At 69.6% G+C, this 17,060-nt stretch carries 11 protein-coding genes; 4 read left to right on the top strand and 7 right to left on the bottom strand.

Annotation, left to right across the window (positions count from 1 at the left end; genetic code table 11):
* Nucleotides 1-26: 26 nt before the first annotated feature.
* From AC07EJ_RS38085 to AC07EJ_RS38075, 3 genes are all read right to left on the bottom strand, one after another.
* The gene (locus tag AC07EJ_RS38085) at nucleotides 27-1,067 is read right to left on the bottom strand and encodes an NAD(P)-dependent alcohol dehydrogenase (RefSeq protein ID WP_389480478.1); all 1,041 of its coding nucleotides are present in this window, start codon (nucleotides 1,065-1,067) and stop codon (nucleotides 27-29) included.
* A gap of 107 nt (nucleotides 1,068-1,174) precedes the next feature.
* The gene (locus AC07EJ_RS38080) at nucleotides 1,175-1,936 is read right to left on the bottom strand and encodes an IclR family transcriptional regulator (RefSeq protein WP_389480223.1); all 762 of its coding nucleotides are present in this window, start codon (nucleotides 1,934-1,936) and stop codon (nucleotides 1,175-1,177) included.
* A gap of 54 nt (nucleotides 1,937-1,990) precedes the next feature.
* Nucleotides 1,991-3,319, bottom strand: a complete 1,329-nt coding sequence (locus AC07EJ_RS38075) for an MFS transporter (RefSeq protein ID WP_389480226.1) — start codon at nucleotides 3,317-3,319, stop codon at nucleotides 1,991-1,993.
* Between the two features lie 130 nt (nucleotides 3,320-3,449).
* On the opposite strand from AC07EJ_RS38075, the gene AC07EJ_RS38070 reads away from it, so the two are divergent.
* On the top strand, nucleotides 3,450-4,382 hold the full coding sequence (locus AC07EJ_RS38070) for a 2-hydroxyacid dehydrogenase (RefSeq protein ID WP_478885967.1): 933 nt from the start codon (nucleotides 3,450-3,452) through the stop codon (nucleotides 4,380-4,382).
* Nucleotides 4,383-4,397: 15 nt separating this feature from the next.
* Here the strand turns inward: AC07EJ_RS38070 and AC07EJ_RS38065 are convergent, their stop codons facing one another.
* Nucleotides 4,398-5,927, bottom strand: a complete 1,530-nt coding sequence (locus AC07EJ_RS38065; protein ID WP_389480232.1) for a helix-turn-helix domain-containing protein — start codon at nucleotides 5,925-5,927, stop codon at nucleotides 4,398-4,400.
* A gap of 333 nt (nucleotides 5,928-6,260) precedes the next feature.
* Between AC07EJ_RS38065 and acnA the strand changes: the two genes are divergently transcribed.
* Together acnA and AC07EJ_RS38055 are read left to right on the top strand one after the other, a co-directional pair.
* Nucleotides 6,261-8,975 (top strand): aconitate hydratase AcnA, encoded by a 2,715-nt coding sequence (gene acnA / locus AC07EJ_RS38060; protein WP_389480235.1) that lies wholly within the window; start codon nucleotides 6,261-6,263, stop codon nucleotides 8,973-8,975.
* A gap of 142 nt (nucleotides 8,976-9,117) precedes the next feature.
* Entirely contained in the window at nucleotides 9,118-9,954 is an 837-nt protein-coding gene (locus tag AC07EJ_RS38055; protein ID WP_393583078.1) for a hypothetical protein, read from the top strand.
* Nucleotides 9,955-10,017: 63 nt separating this feature from the next.
* Here AC07EJ_RS38055 and infA read toward each other — a convergent pair whose 3' ends face one another.
* The 3 genes from infA to AC07EJ_RS38040 form a co-directional block, all read right to left on the bottom strand.
* On the bottom strand, nucleotides 10,018-10,242 hold the full coding sequence (gene infA, locus AC07EJ_RS38050; RefSeq protein WP_006607078.1) for a translation initiation factor IF-1: 225 nt from the start codon (nucleotides 10,240-10,242) through the stop codon (nucleotides 10,018-10,020).
* A complete protein-coding gene (locus AC07EJ_RS38045) occupies nucleotides 10,242-11,012 on the bottom strand; it encodes a GNAT family N-acetyltransferase (RefSeq protein ID WP_389480241.1) in 771 nt (256 codons plus the stop codon). Before AC07EJ_RS38045 ends, infA begins: the two co-directional genes overlap by 1 nt.
* A gap of 256 nt (nucleotides 11,013-11,268) precedes the next feature.
* Nucleotides 11,269-15,078 carry a GH92 family glycosyl hydrolase gene (locus tag AC07EJ_RS38040; protein ID WP_389480244.1) on the bottom strand — a complete coding sequence of 1,270 codons (3,810 nt, stop codon included), beginning with the start codon at nucleotides 15,076-15,078 and terminating at the stop codon, nucleotides 11,269-11,271.
* 490 nt (nucleotides 15,079-15,568) lie between these two features.
* Between AC07EJ_RS38040 and ngcE the strand changes: the two genes are divergently transcribed.
* On the top strand, nucleotides 15,569-17,017 hold the full coding sequence (gene ngcE, locus AC07EJ_RS38035) for an N-acetylglucosamine/diacetylchitobiose ABC transporter substrate-binding protein (RefSeq protein WP_389480246.1): 1,449 nt from the start codon (nucleotides 15,569-15,571) through the stop codon (nucleotides 17,015-17,017).
* The last annotated feature ends 43 nt before the right edge of the window (nucleotides 17,018-17,060 follow it).

Below are 17,060 nucleotides of genomic sequence, written 5' to 3'. Positions count from 1 at the left end.
GGGCGGGGCCCGTCGGTCCCGGCCGGCTACTGCTGCGGCAGGATCACCGCGCGCCCGCGCACGGTCCCGTCGTGCAGCCGCTGGTACGCGGTGGGCGCGTGGTCGATCCCGTAGGTCTCCACGTGCACGGAGAGGGCCCCGGCCCGCGCCAGGTCGAGCACCTCCATCAGTTCGCCGCGGCTGCCCCAGTACGGCGCGCTCACCGACACCTCGTACGGTGTGGTGCCGAATCCGACCGCGAGGCTGCCGCCGCCGAGACCGACGATGGTGACATCGCCCTCGACCGCGGCGCAGCCGGCCGCCGTCGTCACCGTGGGCGCGGCTCCGACGAAGTCGAAGACCGCCTCGGCACCCCTGCCGCCCGTCAACTCCCTTACTTCTTCGACAGCTTGGGAGTCCGACAGGATCGCCTCGTGGGCGCCCACCTCGCGGGCGAGCGCCAGTTTCTCCTCGTTCACGTCGAGCGCGATCACCCAGGCCGGGGACAGCGCGCGCAGGAGCTGGATCGCGACGTGCCCGAGCCCGCCCGCACCGATCACGACGGCCGTCGACCCCGGCACCAGCTTCGGCAGCGACCGCTTGATCGCGTGGTACGGGGTCAGGCCGGCGTCCGTCAGCGGCACCGCCTGCACCGGGTCGAGGGCGCCGAGCGGCACGAGATGGCGGGGGTTGTCCACGACCATGTACTCGGCCATGGCGCCGGGCGCGCCGAGGCCGGGCGGGAAGATGCCGAGTTCCCTGGCGCGCAGGCAGTAATTCTCCTTGCCCTCCGCGCACTTGGCGCAGGTGCCGCAGCCCCACGGCCCGTAGACGGCGACGGCGTCCCCGACCTTGACGGCCACCACCCCGTCACCCACCTCCGCGACGGTGCCGACGCCCTCGTGGCCGAGCGTGAGCGGCAGCGGGAAGCCCAGCTGCTCGGCGGGCAGGCTCATCACGGCGATGTCGGAGTGGCAGACACCGGCCGCCGTCATCCGCAGCAGGACCTGGCCGGGACCGGGGGTGGGCACGGGGATCCGCACGACTTCGGGGGCGGCACCCACAGTGCGGTACTGGACGGCCTTCATCAGCTCGGTCATCGTGCGTTCCTCCCGGGGGGCGGTGCGGGGGCCCGGTGGCCGCCCTCCCCGGGATGAATGTCACCGGGCGGCGGCCGTCACACCCGCAGACGTGCTCAGTGGTCCATGTGCGCCGCGATGTCCTCCGCGCACGCGCGCAGGGCCGCGACGTGCGCGCGCAGTTCGCCGGCGCCGGTCAGGGCCACGGCCGCGCCGAGCGAGACGGCGAGGCGCGGCGGGTCACCGTGCGGCGAGGGCACGGCGACGGCGATCGACCGGACGCCGACCTCGTTCTCCTCGTCGACCTCGGCCCAGCCGCGCTCGCGCACCGCGTCGAGCTCCTCGCGGACCGCCGCCGGGTCGGTCACCGTGCGGCCGGTCACCGCGGCCAGCCCGGCCGCGAGCAGCTCGTCGCGCTCACGCTCGGGCAGGCCCGCGACGAGGACCTTGCCGAGCGAGGTCGCGTGCCAGGCGTTACGGGTGCCCTCCGCGCTGCGCAGCTGGAGGTGCTGCGTGCCCTGCGCGGTGAGGACGAGCAGCACCTCCGCGTCGTGGAGGACGCCCGCGATGGCGGGCAGCCCCGTGCGGTCGGCGAGCCTGCGCATCGGCGCCGCCGCCGCGGAGTAACCGGCCGGTGAGCGCTGGAAGCCCCGCGACAGTTCGAGCACCCGGACCCCCAGCGCGTAGCGCCGGGTGTCCTCGTCGTACGCCACGAACCGTTCCGCGGCGAGCCGGCCGAGGAGCCGGTGGGCGCTGCTGACCGGGAGCGCCGCGGCGCGGGCCGCGGCGCTCACCCCCAGGCCCGCGGGGTGGTCGGCGAGCACGGTGAGGAGTCGCAGGCCCCGGCCGAGCATGTCGTCGCCGGACGTCGTGGTCACGCTGCTCGTCTCCCGTGTGCTGCGCCCGTACGCGGGGACCGGTCCCCGGCGCACTCAGGTGGTGGTGGCAGCGGTGGGCTGCCGGTTCACCGTACCCGGGCGGGGGCTGGAGGGACGGGGCTCGTGCACCGCCAGCATCAGCGCGGCCGAGACCAGCGCCCCCGCCGCCATGAATGCGAAGGCTCCCGCGTCCCCGAGCGAGGTGCCGCGCACCCAGCCCACGAGATACGTCCCGGCGAACGAACCGAGCGCGCCGAACGAGTTGACCAGCGCCACCGCCGCACCCGAGACACCGGCCGGGGCGAGCGTGGAGACGAGGGCGAAGTACGGGCCGTAGGGCGCGTACAGGCACAGCCCGGCCACCACGAGCAGCGCGAGCGCGACGGGGAAGTGGGACCCGGCCGCGTACGAGCCGAACAGGGCGAGTCCGCCGCCGGCGAGCCAGGGCCACACGGCCGCCTTTCGTCGCCCGCTGCGGTCGGACATGCGGGAGTTGAGCAGCATGGCGAGGACCGCGAAGGCGTACGGCACGGCGGTCAGCAGGCCGGTGGTGCCGATGCCCTCGCCGGAGCCCTTCTTCACGATCGACGGCAGCCAGAAGATGAAGCCGTACATGCCGAACGACCAGAAGAAGTACTGCACCGCCATCAGCAGCACGGGACGCGAGCGCAGGACCTTGCCGTACTCCTCGCGCACGTTCCCGGAGACGGCCGGCACGGCGGCGCGGTCCTCGCGCAGGGCTGCCAGCTCGCCCGGCGCGACCCACTTGGCGTCCTCGGGACGGTCCTTGATGAGCCGCAGGCAGAACAGGCCCCAGACGACCGAGGGCACGCCCTCGACGATGAACATCACGCGCCAGTCCGTCACCGACACCAGCCAGCCCGACAGGGCGGAGAGCCACATCACGGTGACCGGATTGCCCAGGATGAGCAGGGTGTTGGCGCGGCCGCGCTCGCCGTGCGTGAACCAGCGGCTGAGCAGCATGACCATTGACGGCAGCACCGCACCTTCGACGACACCGAGCGCGAACCGCACGGCGATCAGCTGACCCGGGCTGCTGAGCAGGCCCTGCACGACGGCGAGGAGCCCCCACAGCACGGTCGACCAGGCGACGAGGCGGCGGGCGCTGCGCTGCTCCGCGTAGATCGTGCCGGGGATCTGGAAGACGAAGTAGCCGAGGAAGAACGACGCGGCGATCAGCGAGTCGAGGCCCGCGGACAGATGCAGCTCGTCGGCCATGCCGCCGGCGGACGCGATCGCGTAGTTGGACTTGTCGAGATAGGCGAGCGAGTACGTGATGAACGCGACCGGTATCAGGTGCCGGGCGCGGGTCGAGCTCCAGAAGCCGCCGGTGGACGGCCGGGAGGGCGACGGCGCTGTCATCCCTTGACCCCCTGTTTTCCGTGAGATGGAAAGTGTTTCACTGGGCGGGAAGACGTTACGAGGGAGTGGCGGCCGGGTCAATGGGTCGCCCGCATGCCACGACGGCAAGCAGCAGAAGGAGAAACCCGCGATGACCGAAACCGACGTACTCGTCCCCTGGCCGCAGCTCGACCAGCGGCACGGCCCCTGGCCCGACGGTGTCCGCGTCCACGTGTGGGACGGCGTGACGCCCGTATCCGAACTCCCGCAGGAGACCCTGGACGCCGTGGAGTTCTGGGTCATGCCCTACGCGGCCCCCGACGCGGACCGGCTGCTGCCCCGGCTCCCGCGCCTGCGCGCCGTCCAGTCCCTCAGCGCCGGAGTCGAGAAGCTCCAGCCGCTGCTGCCCGAAGGCGTCACCCTGCACAACGGCCGCGGCCTGCACGACGCCTCCACCGCGGAGCACGCCCTCGGCCTGATCCTCGCGGCCCAGCGCGAGCTGCCCCGCTGGGCCGCCGACCAGGTGGCGGGCCGCTGGGACCCGCACTTCACGCGCTCACTCGCGGACAGCCGCGTCGCGATCGTCGGCTACGGCTCGATCGGCTCGGCTCTGGAGGCCCGGCTCCTCGCCTGCGAGGCGGAGGTCGTCCGCGTCGCCCGGCGCGCCCGCCCCGACGAGCGGGTCCACGCCATCGCCGACCTGCCCGAACTGCTCCCCGGCCTCGACATCGTGGTCCTCGTCCTGCCCGAGAACCCGGCCACGGTCGGCCTGTTCGGCCCTAAGGAAATGACCGCACTGCCGGACGGCGCCCTCGTCGTCAACGTCGGCCGCGGCCGCACCCTCGACACCGAGGCCCTGCTCGCCGAGACCGCGACGGGCCGGCTGCGCGCCGCCCTCGACGTCACCGACCCGGAGCCCCTCCCCGCGGACCACGCCCTGCGCCACGCCCCCGGAGTCCTCATCACCCCGCACGTGGCCGGCGGTTCGGCAGCCTTCCGCCCGCGCGCCGAGTGCCTGATCGCGGAGCAGATACGCCGATGGGCCGCGGGAGAGGAACTGCTCAACCTCTTCCCGCGGCCCTGAAGTTCAACAATTGCGTCAGATGTCCCGGAACGTCTCGATCTGTGCGCCGACGGAGTTGAGCCGCTCGGCCAGGTCCTCGTAGCCGCGGTTGATCACGTAGACGTTGCGCAGCACGGATGTGCCCTCGGCGGCCATCATCGCGAGGAGCACGACGACGGCGGGGCGCAGCGCGGGCGGGCACATCATCTCGGCGGCGCGCCAGCGCGTCGGGCCCTCGACGAGGACGCGGTGCGGGTCGAGCAGCTGGAGGCGCCCGCCGAGCCGGTTCAGGTCGGTGAGATAGATCGCGCGGTTGTCGTAGACCCAGTCGTGGATGAGGGTCTGACCCTGGGCCGCCGCCGCGATGGCCGCGAAGAACGGCACGTTGTCGATGTTGAGGCCCGGGAACGGCATTGGGTGGATCTTGTCGATCGGCGCCTCCAGTTTGGAGGGCCGGACGGTGAGGTCCACCAGGCGCGTGCGGCCGTTGTCCGCGAAGTATTCGGCCGTGCGGTCGTGGTCGAGGCCCATCTCCTCCAGGACCGCGAGCTCGATCTCCAGGAACTCGATCGGCACCCGCTTCACGGTCAGTTCGGACTCGGTGACCACCGCGGCGGCCAGCAGGCTCATGGCCTCGACCGGGTCCTCGGACGGCGAGTAGTCCACGTCGACGTCGATCTGCGGCACGCCGTGCACGGTGAGGGTGGTCGTGCCGATGCCCTCGACCCGTACGCCCAGGGCCTCCAGGAAGAAGCAGAGGTCCTGGACCATGTAGTTCGAGGACGCGTTGCGGATGACGGTGGTGCCGTCGTGGCGGGCGGCCGCGAGCAGCGCGTTCTCGGTCACGGTGTCGCCGCGCTCGGTCAGCACGATCGGCCGCCCGGGGGAGACCCCCGCCTCGACCTGTGCGTGGTAGAGCCCCTCGGTCGCGGTGATGTCCAGACCGAACCGGCGCAGCGCGATCATGTGCGGCTCGATGGTGCGGGTGCCGAGGTCGCAGCCGCCCGCGTACGGGAGCTTGAAGTGGTCGAGGCGGTGCAGGAGCGGGCCGAGGAACATGATGATCGAGCGCGTGCGGCGGGCCGCGGCCGCGTCGATGGCGTCCATGTCGAGGGCGGCCGGCGGCACGATCTCCAGGTCCACGCCGCCGTTTGTCCACCGGGTCCGGACGCCGATGGAGTTCAGGACCTCGAGGAGGCGGTAGACCTCCTCGATGCGGGCGACGCGGCGCAGGACCGTGCGGCCCCGGTTGAGGAGCGAGGCGCACAGCAGCGCCACGCAGGCGTTCTTGCTCGTCTTCACGTCGATCGACCCGGACAGGCGACGGCCGCCGACCACGCGCAGGTGCATCGGACCCGCGTAACCCAGAGAGACGATTTCACTGTCGAGCGCTTCGCCGATGCGGGCGATCATCTCAAGGCTGATGTTCTGGTTGCCGCGCTCGATGCGGTTGACGGCGCTCTGGCTGGTGCCGAGCGCCTCGGCCAGCTGTGACTGTGTCCAGCCCCGGTGCTGGCGGGCGTCACGGATGAGCTTGCCGATACGTACGAGGTAGTCGTCTGCCATGTCGGCAGGCTATCTCAGATATGAGATGCCGCATTCTGGGGGGTCCATTGGAGTGACGGGCCGTCAATCGGCCCTGGTGGCGTGCGGGCGCGGGTGCGGGACGATGAGGGGGACGGTCCGCCGGTGGCGCGGCGGGACGGCTCGGCGAAGGCCGGGCATGACCAGTCCGGCCTCATGTACTAGAGTTATCTCGACATCGAGATATCTACAGAGGCACACCGCAGCCGCCGCGCTCGGTAAGGGTTACCTAACTTAGCCTTACCTTAGCGGATCGGCGAACCCGTCGTGGCGGCAGGATGCGGTGGAACGCGCACATATATGAAGGAGACTGTCGTGTCGGCGAACAGCTTCGACGCCCGCAGCACGCTGCGCGTGGGCGACGAGTCGTACGAGATCTTCAAGCTGGACAAGGTCGAGGGCTCCGCGCGCCTCCCTTACAGCCTGAAGGTTCTCCTTGAGAACCTGCTCCGCACCGAGGACGGCGCGAACATCACCGCCGACCACATCCGTGCGCTCGGCACCTGGGACTCCCAGGCCCAGCCGTCCCAGGAGATCCAGTTCACGCCGGCCCGCGTGATCATGCAGGACTTCACCGGTGTGCCCTGTGTCGTGGACCTCGCCACCATGCGTGAGGCCGTGAAGGAGCTCGGCGGCGACCCGGCGCAGATCAACCCGCTGGCCCCGGCCGAGCTGGTCATCGACCACTCCGTCATCGCCGACAAGTTCGGTACCGCCGACGCCTTCGGTCAGAACGTCGAGCTGGAGTACGGCCGCAACAAGGAGCGCTACCAGTTCCTGCGCTGGGGCCAGACCGCCTTCGACGAGTTCAAGGTCGTCCCCCCGGGCACCGGCATCGTCCACCAGGTCAACATCGAGAAGCTGGCCCGTACGGTCATGGTCCGTAACGGCCAGGCCTACCCCGACACCCTGGTCGGCACGGACTCGCACACCACGATGGTCAACGGCCTGGGCGTCCTGGGCTGGGGCGTCGGCGGCATCGAGGCCGAGGCCGCGATGCTCGGCCAGCCGGTCTCCATGCTCATCCCGCGCGTCGTCGGCTTCAAGCTGACCGGTGAGCTGCCGGCCGGTACCACCGCCACCGACCTCGTGCTGACCATCACCGAGATGCTGCGCAAGCACGGCGTCGTCGGCAAGTTCGTCGAGTTCTACGGCGAGGGTGTGGCGGCCACGAGCCTCGCCAACCGCGCCACCATCGGCAACATGTCGCCCGAGTTCGGCTCCACCGCCGCGATCTTCCCGATCGACGACGAGACGCTGAAGTACCTGAAGCTGACGGGCCGCGACGCCCAGCAGGTCGCGCTCGTCGAGGCGTACGCCAAGGAGCAGGGCCTCTGGCTCGACCCGGCCGCCGAGCCCGACTTCTCCGAGAAGCTGGAGCTCGACCTCTCCACGGTCGTCCCCTCTATCGCCGGCCCGAAGCGTCCGCAGGACCGCATCGTCCTCGCGAACGCCGCGCAGCAGTTCGCGCTCGACGTGCGCAACTACGTCGAGGACGACGACGAGGCGGGCAAGGAGTCCTTCCCGGCCTCCGACTCCCCGGCCTCCACCAACGGCGTTCCCTCGCGCCCGACCACGGTCACGGCCCCCGACGGCTCGACCTACGAGATCGACCACGGCGCCGTCACCGTCGCCGCGATCACCTCCTGCACCAACACGTCGAACCCGTACGTGATGGTCGCCGCCGCGCTCGTCGCGAAGAAGGCCGTGGAGAAGGGCCTGACCCGCAAGCCGTGGGTCAAGACCACCCTCGCCCCGGGCTCGAAGGTCGTCACCGACTACTTCGACAAGGCCGGTCTGACGCCGTACCTGGACAAGGTCGGTTTCAACCTCGTCGGCTACGGCTGCACCACCTGCATCGGCAACTCGGGCCCGCTGCCCGAGGAGGTCTCGAAGGCGGTCAACGAGCACGACCTGGCGGTCACGTCGGTCCTGTCCGGCAACCGCAACTTCGAGGGCCGCATCAACCCCGACGTCAAGATGAACTACCTGGCGTCCCCGCCGCTGGTCGTCGCGTACGCCCTCGCCGGTTCGATGAAGGTCGACATCACCAAGGACGCCCTGGGCATCGACCAGGACGGCAAGCCGGTCTACCTCGCGGACATCTGGCCGACGGAGGCCGAGGTCAACGACGTCGTCGCCAACTCCATCGGCGAGGACATGTTCAACAAGTCCTACCAGGACGTCTTCGCGGGTGACGCCCAGTGGCAGGCCCTGTCGATCCCGACCGGCAACACCTTCGAGTGGGACACCGAGTCCACCTACGTCCGTAAGCCCCCGTACTTCGAGGGCATGACGATGGAGACCACCCCGGTCTCCGACATCACGGGCGCGCGCGTCCTGGCCAAGCTGGGCGACTCGGTCACCACCGACCACATCTCCCCGGCCGGTGCGATCAAGGCCGACACCCCGGCCGGTCAGTACCTCACGGAGCACGGCGTCCAGCGCCGTGACTTCAACTCCTACGGCTCGCGCCGTGGCAACCACGAGGTCATGATCCGCGGCACGTTCGCCAACATCCGCCTGCGCAACCAGATCGCGCCGGGCACCGAGGGCGGCTACACCCGCGACTTCACCCAGGCCGACGCGCCGGTGTCGTTCATCTACGACGCCTCGCGCAACTACATCGAGCAGGGCACCCCGCTGGCCATCCTGGCCGGCAAGGAGTACGGCTCGGGCTCGTCCCGTGACTGGGCCGCCAAGGGCACCGCGCTCCTCGGCGTCAAGGCCGTCATCGCCGAGTCGTACGAGCGCATCCACCGCTCGAACCTCATCGGCATGGGCGTCCTGCCGCTCCAGTTCCCGGAGGGCGCGACCGCCGACTCCCTCGGCCTCACCGGCGAGGAGGCCTTCTCCTTCACCGGCGTGACCGAGCTGAACAACGGCACGACCCCCCGCACGGTCAAGGTCACCACCGACACCGGTGTGGAGTTCGACGCGGTCGTCCGCATCGACACCCCCGGCGAGGCGGACTACTACCGCAACGGCGGCATCATGCAGTACGTGCTGCGCAGCCTGATCCGCAAGTAAGCGGTCCGGCAAGCCAGTTGAGGGCCGCATCTCCGGCGACGGGGGTGCGGCCCTCCGCGCGTTTGATGTTGCTCCCGGCTGCCGGTAAGGTCGCGCTCTTCGCCGGTGTCGGCCGCGCGGAGTCCTCCGGCAGGTCACGTCAATGACCGAATCTCTCGTGCTCGACCCGTACGCGATGTGGCGCGACGCGCTCGCCGAGGTGGACGCCGCCTTCGCCTCGCCACCCGCACTCGACCGTCCCGTGTGGGGCTGTACGCACTGCACCCCTGAGTCGGAGCTGGCTCTCCTCGGCGGCGACCCGTCCCAGGTGCCGGACGACCTCCTCGGCCACTTCATGCGCGAGGTGGCGAGCCACTGGGCTCAGGACCAGTACCCCGTCCTGTGGCGCCGCTTCATCCCCCGCGCGCTGCGCCTGTGGGGCCCGGACGGGGACGGCGGCACCGACCCGTCGTACGAGATGGGACGCCTCGGACCCGGCGGCGCCCGCCTCGCGGACTGGCCCGTGGCCGAGCGCGTCGCGGTCGAGCGTGCCTTCCGGGCGCTGCTGACCGTCGCGGTGACCAGCGGCCGCCCACATGAGTGGTGCACCGAACTGATCGAGGGGATCGCCCATGCGACGGGCGCCCTGGACCCCTGGCTGGACCACATATACGGCCTCGCCGGCCCCGAGGCCGACGCCGGAGTGGTCCGCCTCGCGACCGGCTGGTCCGTCGAACTCCTCTGGGGCGAGATGGAGTTCACCTGGTGGTACGACGGCGATCCGCAGCTCATCGCCCGCCGGCTTCCCACCCTGCGCCCCCGCATCGAGGCCTTCGCCGCGCGGCACCCCCGCTGCAAGAACGCGTCCGACGCGCTGATCGGGCTCGACGCACTCGATGCCGGTGCCCGGAGTCCCTGGCTCTACCCGTACTACGAGGGGGCGGTTCAGGTACCGCTGGCCAAGAACGCGGTCCAGGCCTCCGGGGCGACCGTGAAGTGAGGCGACTTCGAGGCGGGCGGGCGTGAACCGACCACGCCCGCCCGTGACTTCACCCGGCCGGCGTCAGTTGCGGTACCGGTAGAGGATCCGGCCGCGCGTGAGGTCGTAGGGGCTGAGCTCCACGAGCACCCGGTCGAACGGGAGGATCTTGATGTAGTTCTTCCGGATCTTCCCGCTGATGTGCGCGAGCACCTTGTGCCCGCTCTCCAGTTCCACCTGGAAGGTGGCGTTGCGCAGGCACTCGACGACGGTGCCCTCGATCTCGATTCCTGGGTTTGTTTTCGGCATCAGTGAAGTACGACCTCCAGGTTGGCGCCGACGCGCTCGGCGCCGATCTTTTCGAAGAGTTCCGAGGCGGCGACGTTCCGCTCGCCGACCTCGGCCGTCGCCGTCGGGACCCCGGACCGGTGCAGGGAGCCGAGGACTTCGGCGAGCAGCGTGCGGGCGATGCCGTGGCGCTGCCGGTCGGCCCGGACCGCGATGAGGCCGATCCGTGGCTGCCGCGGCACCGGCGCCACCCGGAGCAGTCCCACGTACTCGCCGGACTCCACCTCCATCGCGACCGCGTACTTCGTCGGGTCCACGACGACGTCGTCGTCCAGGCGCGGCAGCACCTCGGCCGGCATCTCCTGCCAGCCGACGGAGGCCCCGACCTCGTCCCGGATCGCTCGGTCGAGGGCGCGCAGGGGGTCCTTCTCCGACGTGCCTGGGGGGAGGATCGTCACGCCTGACGGCGGCTGCGCCGAGCCGAGTCCCGTGACCTGCGGGTCGGTGGGTACTCGGTACAGCCACTCGCGGCGCCGGACGGTGAAACCGGCGCGCTCCCACCGGGACCTCAGGTCCACGTCGGAGTCGTCGACGATCGTGTACAGCGGCCTCGGCAGGTCCGCGAGCATGGCATCGGCCAGCTGCTCGAACGCCGCTTCCTGCCAGGTGTCGATACTGAGGAACAGCCGTCCGTCGTACCGGGGCCACGCCTCGCCCCGGCCGACCACCTGGTCGTCCTCCAGCGCGTGCCACTGCCTCTCGGCGACGCGCGTGATCACTGTTGTCTTCATAGGTCTCTGCCTTTCGGGATCGCCTTGTCCAGGCGCTCCCGGGCGACCTACGTCAGTCGACCGACCGTGGGGAGGGGAGGAGCACCCACATACGTACTGCGGTCATGGGTCCCACCTCCTCGGCACTGCGTCACGGTTCGGGCCAGACACTAGGCGGGCCGACGAGGCCCTGTCCACGCAATTAAATGCGCGCCAGTGAACGCGCGATGGCGCCGCTGAGTTCAGCGGCGCCATCACACTTCGGACCACCCAGGGCCTAGCCCAGCAGTTCCACCTCCGCCAGCGTCGCGGCCCCACCGGTGAACACCAGCCGGTAGTGCTTGTACGTGCCCGGCTTGCTCACCGAGAACGCCCGCGTCTGCTTGTCCCAGGAGAAGGACTCGCCGGACCGCTGGTCCAGCGTCTGCCACGACGAGCCGTCGGCCGAGGCCTCCAGCTTCCAGCCCGCCGGGGCCTTCGCCGCCTCGTCCGACGTCAGCGTGTACTGCACGGCCTTCGCGCCGTCAGCGCCGACCGGCAGCTCGACCGACTCCGAACTCGCGCTCGTGGCGGAGGAGTTGTCGAACAGCGGACCCGAACCCGTGATGGCGTCCTTGCGCGGCGACGGCACCTTGTCGTCCTGCGTGATCGAGACCGGCGCCGCGTTCTTGCCGGTGCCCCACTTGGACGGCTTCGGGCCCATGGCGAACTCCAGGACCCCGCCCTTCGCGACGACCGAGTGCGGCAGCGACGTCGACGTCCAGTTCTTGCCGTTGACCTTCAGGCCCTGCACGTAGATGTTCTTCGCGCTGTTCTTCGGGGCCTTGACGACGAGGTCCTTGCCGTTCTCCAGGTGCAGCGTCATCTTCGTGAACTGCGGTGACCCGATGGCGTATTCACCGCTGCCCATGACCAGCGGGTAGAAGCCGAGGGAGGAGAAGAGGTACCAGGCCGACTGCTCGCCGTTGTCCTCGTCGCCGTGGTAGCCCTGGCCGATCTCGCTGCCCGTGTAGAGCCGGGACAGGACCTCGCGGACCTTCTCCTGCGTCTTGTAGGGCTGGCCCGCCGCGTCGTACATGTACGTGATGTGGTGGCCCACCTGGTTCGAGTGGCCGTACATGCCCATCCGGACGTCACGCGCCTCCGTCATCTCGTGGATGACGCCGCCGTACGAGCCCGCGACGTCGTTCGTCGCCGTCTCCGGGGTGGCGAAGAACGTGTCGAGCTTCTTGGCGAGGCCGTCGCGGCCGCCGTAGAGGTTGGCGAGGCCGCGCGAGTCCTGCGGGGCGGTGAAGGCGTAGCCCCAGGCGTTGGTCTCCGTGTAGTCGTAGCCCCAGATGCGCGGGTCGAACTGCGACGACTCGACGCGCCAGTCGCCCTTCTCGCTCTTGCCCTGGAAGAAGCCCGCCTTCGGGTCGAACATGTTCACGTAGTCGCGGGCCCGGTTGAGGAAGTAGTCCGACTCCTCCTTGTAGTGCTTCTCGCCGGTCTTCTTGTAGAGGGCCTGGCCCATCTGCGCGATGCCGTAGTCGTTGAGGTAGCCCTCAAGAGCCCAGGACAGTCCCTCGTGGGTGTCCGTGCTCGTGTAGCCGAGGAACGGCGACGTCTGCATGCCCTTGCGGCCGACGCCGGCCGCGGGCGGCACGACGCTCGCGTTCTTCAGAGCCGCCTTGTACGCCGCCTCCGCGTCGAACTTGACGCCCTTGACGTACGCGTCGGCGAACGCCACGTCCGAGGACGTGCCCGTCATCAGGTCCGCGTAGCCCGGCGACGACCAGCGCGAGATCCAGCCGCCGTCCTTGTACTGCTGCACGAACCCGTCGACGAGCTCGCCCGCCTTCTTCGGCGTCAGGAGCGAGTACGCCGGCCACGTCGTGCGGTACGTGTCCCAGAAGCCGTTGTTGACGTACGGCTTGCCGTCGACGATCTTCGCGCCGGTGTGGGTCGGGGTGTCCGGGCCCGGCATCGGCGAGAACGGCGACGCGTACTGGTACTTCGAACCGACCTTCTCGAAGCCGGAGTTGGGGTACAGGTACAGCCGGTACAGGGACGAGTAGAGCGTGGTGCGCTGGTCGGCCGTGGCACCCTCCACCTCGACCTTGCCGAGGAGCTTGTCCCACTGCGCGCGGGCGCTGTCCCGTACGGACGTGAACGACGAGCCGGACGGCAGCTCCTGCGCGAGGTTGTCCTTGGCCTGGTCGATGCCGATCAGGGACGTCGCCAGACGCAGGGTGACCGTCTTGTCGGCGCCCGGCTTGAAGCGGAGGTAGCCCTTGGGGCCGGTGGAGTCGCCGCCGGTGACCGGGGTGTCGAAGACGCCGTAGACGAAGAGCCGGGTCGCGCCCGCGGAGAGCCCGGACTTCACGTCCGAGTAGCCGGTGACGATGCCCTTGTCCTTGTCGAGCGTGAGGCCCGCCTGGTCGGAGACGTTGTCGAAGATCACGCTCGCGTCGTCACCGGGGTAGGTGAAGCGCAGCATCGCCGCGTGGTCGGTCGGCGTCATCTCGGCCTTGAGGCCGTTCTCGAAGCGCACCCCGTAGTAATAGGGGCGGGCCGTCTCGTTCTCGTGCTTGAACGGCAGCGCGCGGCCGGTGCGGGAGGTGTCCGGGGTGCCGGACGCCGCCGATGGCATCATCTGGAACGTCTGCCGGTCGCCCATCCAGGGGCTGGGCTCGTGGCTGGCGCTGAACGCCTCCATCGTCGGCAGGTTGTCCGCGTTGTTGTCGCGGCTGTAGTCGTAGAGCCAGCTGAGCGAGCCGGCGTTGGTCACCGGCGTCCAGAAGTTGAAGCCGTGGGGGACCGCGGTGGCCGGGAACGTGTTGCCGCGCGAGAAGCCGCCGCTGGAGTTCGTGCCGCGGGTCGTGACCGCGTAGTCCGCCGGATGCGCCTTCGGCGGCTCCGGCTTCGCGGCCTTCAGCGAGATGTCGTCGACCCAGCCGCGGAACTTCGCCGGGCCCTTCGGCGAGTCGTACGCCACCAGGATCCGGTCGACGGTCTTGCCGGCCGCGACGGAGCCGATGGAGGAGGCGACGGCGTTCCACTGGTTGACGTAGAGCCGCTTGGCCGCGCCCTGGCCCTGCGGCGTCAGCAGCCCGCCGTTGCTGTCGGTGGCCTTCAGGTCGCTCAGATAGGTGCCGTCGGTGAAGGCGAGGTCCACGGAGACGTTCGTGGCGTCGTAGTCGCGGTCGCCGTCCGCCATCGACGGGAAGATCTTGTACGAGAGCTCCGTGTCACGGGCGACGGCCACGTCGACGTCGAAGACCTTGTTGTACGAGTACGCGCGGGAGTCGGCCTTGTGCGTGCCCGCGTAGCGCAGGGCCTTCTTGCCGGTGAAGCCCGCGCCCGCCTTCGCGGTGGGGGAGCCGCTGGGGCCCTTGTCCACGAGGGACAGCATGTCGTCGGGCGTGGGCGAGCCGGTGTCGGCGGTGGCCAGCTGGAGATCCGCGAGCTGCGTGGCGTCGTCCGCGCCGTTGTTCTTGGTGACCTCGATCCGGAAGTGCTGGTACTCGGCCGGGTTCTGGAGGTCGTACTTCTTGGTCTGGAAGCGGTCGGCGAAGCTCTCCCCGGTGCGGGTGTCGAGCGTCGTCCACTCCTTGCCGTCGGTGGAACCCTTGAGGGTCCAGTCCTTCGGGTCGCGCTCGGAGTGGTCGTTGGCCGACGTCAGGGCGTACGTCGTGATCTTGGCCGGCGCGTCCAGGTCGTACTCGACCCAGGCCGTCGGCTCGAAGGAGAGCCATTTGGTGCTCGACTCGCCGTCGAGGAGGTTCTCCTTGGTCTCACCGCCGCCCGCGTTCTCGTCGCTGGCGCGGACCTCCGTGACGTGGCTGTTGACATTGCCCGGAAATCCGCCGCTGTCGCCGCCGTCGACCCCTGACGACCGCTTCGTGCCGTCTGCAGTGGTATCCACGGTGTTCAGCCAGGTGGGGGCGGGATCGCCCGATTCGAACGAGGAGCTGAACTCGCGGTCCGCGTGCGGCCGTTGGCCGGGGGACGCGGCGGACGCTCCCTGGCCGGCGGCGACGAGCGCGAGTGAGGCCGCCCCCAGGGCTGCCGTGGACCTGAGTCTGTGTCTGGATCTGCCGACCATTCGCGAGCACCCTCCCGGCGCGAGACAACGTTGTCAATTCACAGCGCAGGGTCCAGTAGGGAGGTAAGTCGCCTGTGGTGTCAAGGGTGTTGGGATCGGCGTGTGGGACGCACGGGGAGAGAAGACTGGCGCGACCATCCATTAAACGAGGTCATCGGCCGCCCGGGGCCGCACGGGCCGCCCATGGGCGCCGCATATATCCGAGAGGTCTCAACTCGGGAAAGAACGCCGTCCAAACCTGCATTCGATCTTGCCCAGTTGACGTGAAGTGGACTATACCTGTCGGCGTCTGCCCAGCCGTTTCCACCGGCCGCGGACAGCGCGGGGGGATGGGGGAAACGGTGAGGTGCGCTCGAAGCGCCGTCGGCCGTGTGTTTCCGACCGATCCCGGCGTGTAGACATATCAGGCACGACCCCAGCTTCACATCACCGCGGTGCCGGGGAGGATCCGGTTCACCGCCTGAGTCCTGGAGAAGGCGAGGACTTGAGCATGGGATCCACTTCCGCCCAGAACAATGGTGAGGGCTTCGGCCGCCGCGATCTGATCAAGCGGTCCGCCGCACTCGGTCTGGTCGCCGTTCCCACGATGAGCTTCCTGTCGGCCTGCGCGAGCAGCGACAGCGGCTCGGGGGACAAGGCCGAAAAGGGCAAGACGTCCAAGAAGAACCCGCTCGGCGTAAATGAGACCGCGCCGCTCGCGGTCACCATCTTCGACGGCGGCTTCGGCACGAAGTACGCCACGGACGCCAACGCCGAGTACAAGAAGGCGTTCCCCAAGGCCAAGATCGACTTCCACAAGACGCAGAAGATCCAGTCGGAGCTGCAGCCGAAGTTCAACGGCGGCACGCCCCCCGACCTGATCGACAACTCGGGCGCCGAGCAGATGGACATGGGTGTCCTCGTCGGCCAGAAGCAGCTCACCGACCTGACCCCGCTCCTGGACGCGCCGTCGATCGACGACCCGTCGAAGAAGGTCCGCGACACCCTGCGCCCGGGCATCGTCGAGATGGGCCAGTTCGACGGCGACCCGGTCTGGATCATGTACTACGCGTACACGGTCTACGGCGTCTGGTACTCGCAGACCGCGCTCGAGAAGTTCGACGCGCAGTACCCCGAGACCTGGGACGACATGCTCGCCCTGTGCGCCAAGGCGAAGAAGAAGGGCGTCGCCGGCTGGACGTACGCGGGCAAGTACCCGTACTACCTGCCGTTCTCGCTCTACCCCTTCATCGCCAAGATCGGCGGCCGCGAGGTTCTCGACAAGATCGACAACCTGGAGCCGAACGCCTGGAAGGACCCGGCCGTCAAGTCCGCCTTCGAGGCGTACTACGAGCTGTACAAGAAGGGCTACATCCTCCAGGGCACGCCCGGCATCGACCACATCCAGTCGCAGACCGCCTGGGCCAAGGGCAAGGCGCTGTTCATCCCGAACGGCTCCTGGGTCGAGAACGAGTCGGCGAAGGTCATCCCCGCCGACTTCAACCTCGCGGTCTCCGCGCCCTCCAGCCTGGACGCCAGTGACAAGCTGCCCTTCGGCACCATCTGGGCCTCCGGCGGTGAGCCCTTCATCGTCCCGGCCAAGGCGAACAACGCCGAGGGCGGCATGGAGCAGCTGCGCATCATGCTCTCCGAGGCCTCCTCGAAGAACTTCACCTCCTCGGTCAAGTCGCTCACCGCGCTCAACGGCGGCACCGACGGCATCGAGCTGACCCCGGGCCTCAAGGCCGGTGTCGCGGCGCTGGAGAAGGCCGGCGACAACGTGGTCAACCCGCGCCTCCAGGACTGGTACGTCAAGCTCCAGAAGGAGCAGATCGGCGTCTCCGTCCTCGGCGAGATGATGGCGGGACGGCTGACCCCGGCCGAGGCCATCAAGAAGGCGCAGGGCTACGCGGACGCGGCCGCCAAGGACTCGTCCATCAAGCACTACAAGCACCAGTAACAGCTCGTGCGCACGCGTCATCAGCGGCGGCACCCGCGAATCG

The sequence above is a fragment of the Streptomyces sp. NPDC045026 genome (genome assembly GCF_056432625.1).
Note: the sequence above shows the minus strand (reverse complement) of the source record. Positions and strands in the feature narration are given on the sequence as shown.

What these genes read in the sequence shown, in the direction of transcription:
- AC07EJ_RS38085 (WP_389480478.1), bottom strand. Translation starts at nt 1,067, where the DNA reads ATGAAGGCCGTCCAGTACCGCACTGTGGGTGCCGCCCCCGAAGTCGTG.
- AC07EJ_RS38075 (WP_389480226.1), bottom strand. Translation starts at nt 3,319, where the DNA reads ATGACAGCGCCGTCGCCCTCCCGGCCGTCCACCGGCGGCTTCTGGAGC.
- AC07EJ_RS38070 (WP_478885967.1), top strand. Translation starts at nt 3,450, where the DNA reads ATGACCGAAACCGACGTACTCGTCCCCTGGCCGCAGCTCGACCAGCGG.
- AC07EJ_RS38065 (WP_389480232.1), bottom strand. Translation starts at nt 5,927, where the DNA reads ATGGCAGACGACTACCTCGTACGTATCGGCAAGCTCATCCGTGACGCC.
- AC07EJ_RS38055 (WP_393583078.1), top strand. Translation starts at nt 9,118, where the DNA reads ATGACCGAATCTCTCGTGCTCGACCCGTACGCGATGTGGCGCGACGCG.
- infA (WP_006607078.1), bottom strand. Translation starts at nt 10,242, where the DNA reads ATGCCGAAAACAAACCCAGGAATCGAGATCGAGGGCACCGTCGTCGAG.
- AC07EJ_RS38045 (WP_389480241.1), bottom strand. Translation starts at nt 11,012, where the DNA reads ATGAAGACAACAGTGATCACGCGCGTCGCCGAGAGGCAGTGGCACGCG.
- AC07EJ_RS38040 (WP_389480244.1), bottom strand. Translation starts at nt 15,078, where the DNA reads ATGGTCGGCAGATCCAGACACAGACTCAGGTCCACGGCAGCCCTGGGG.
- ngcE (WP_389480246.1), top strand. Translation starts at nt 15,569, where the DNA reads ATGGGATCCACTTCCGCCCAGAACAATGGTGAGGGCTTCGGCCGCCGC.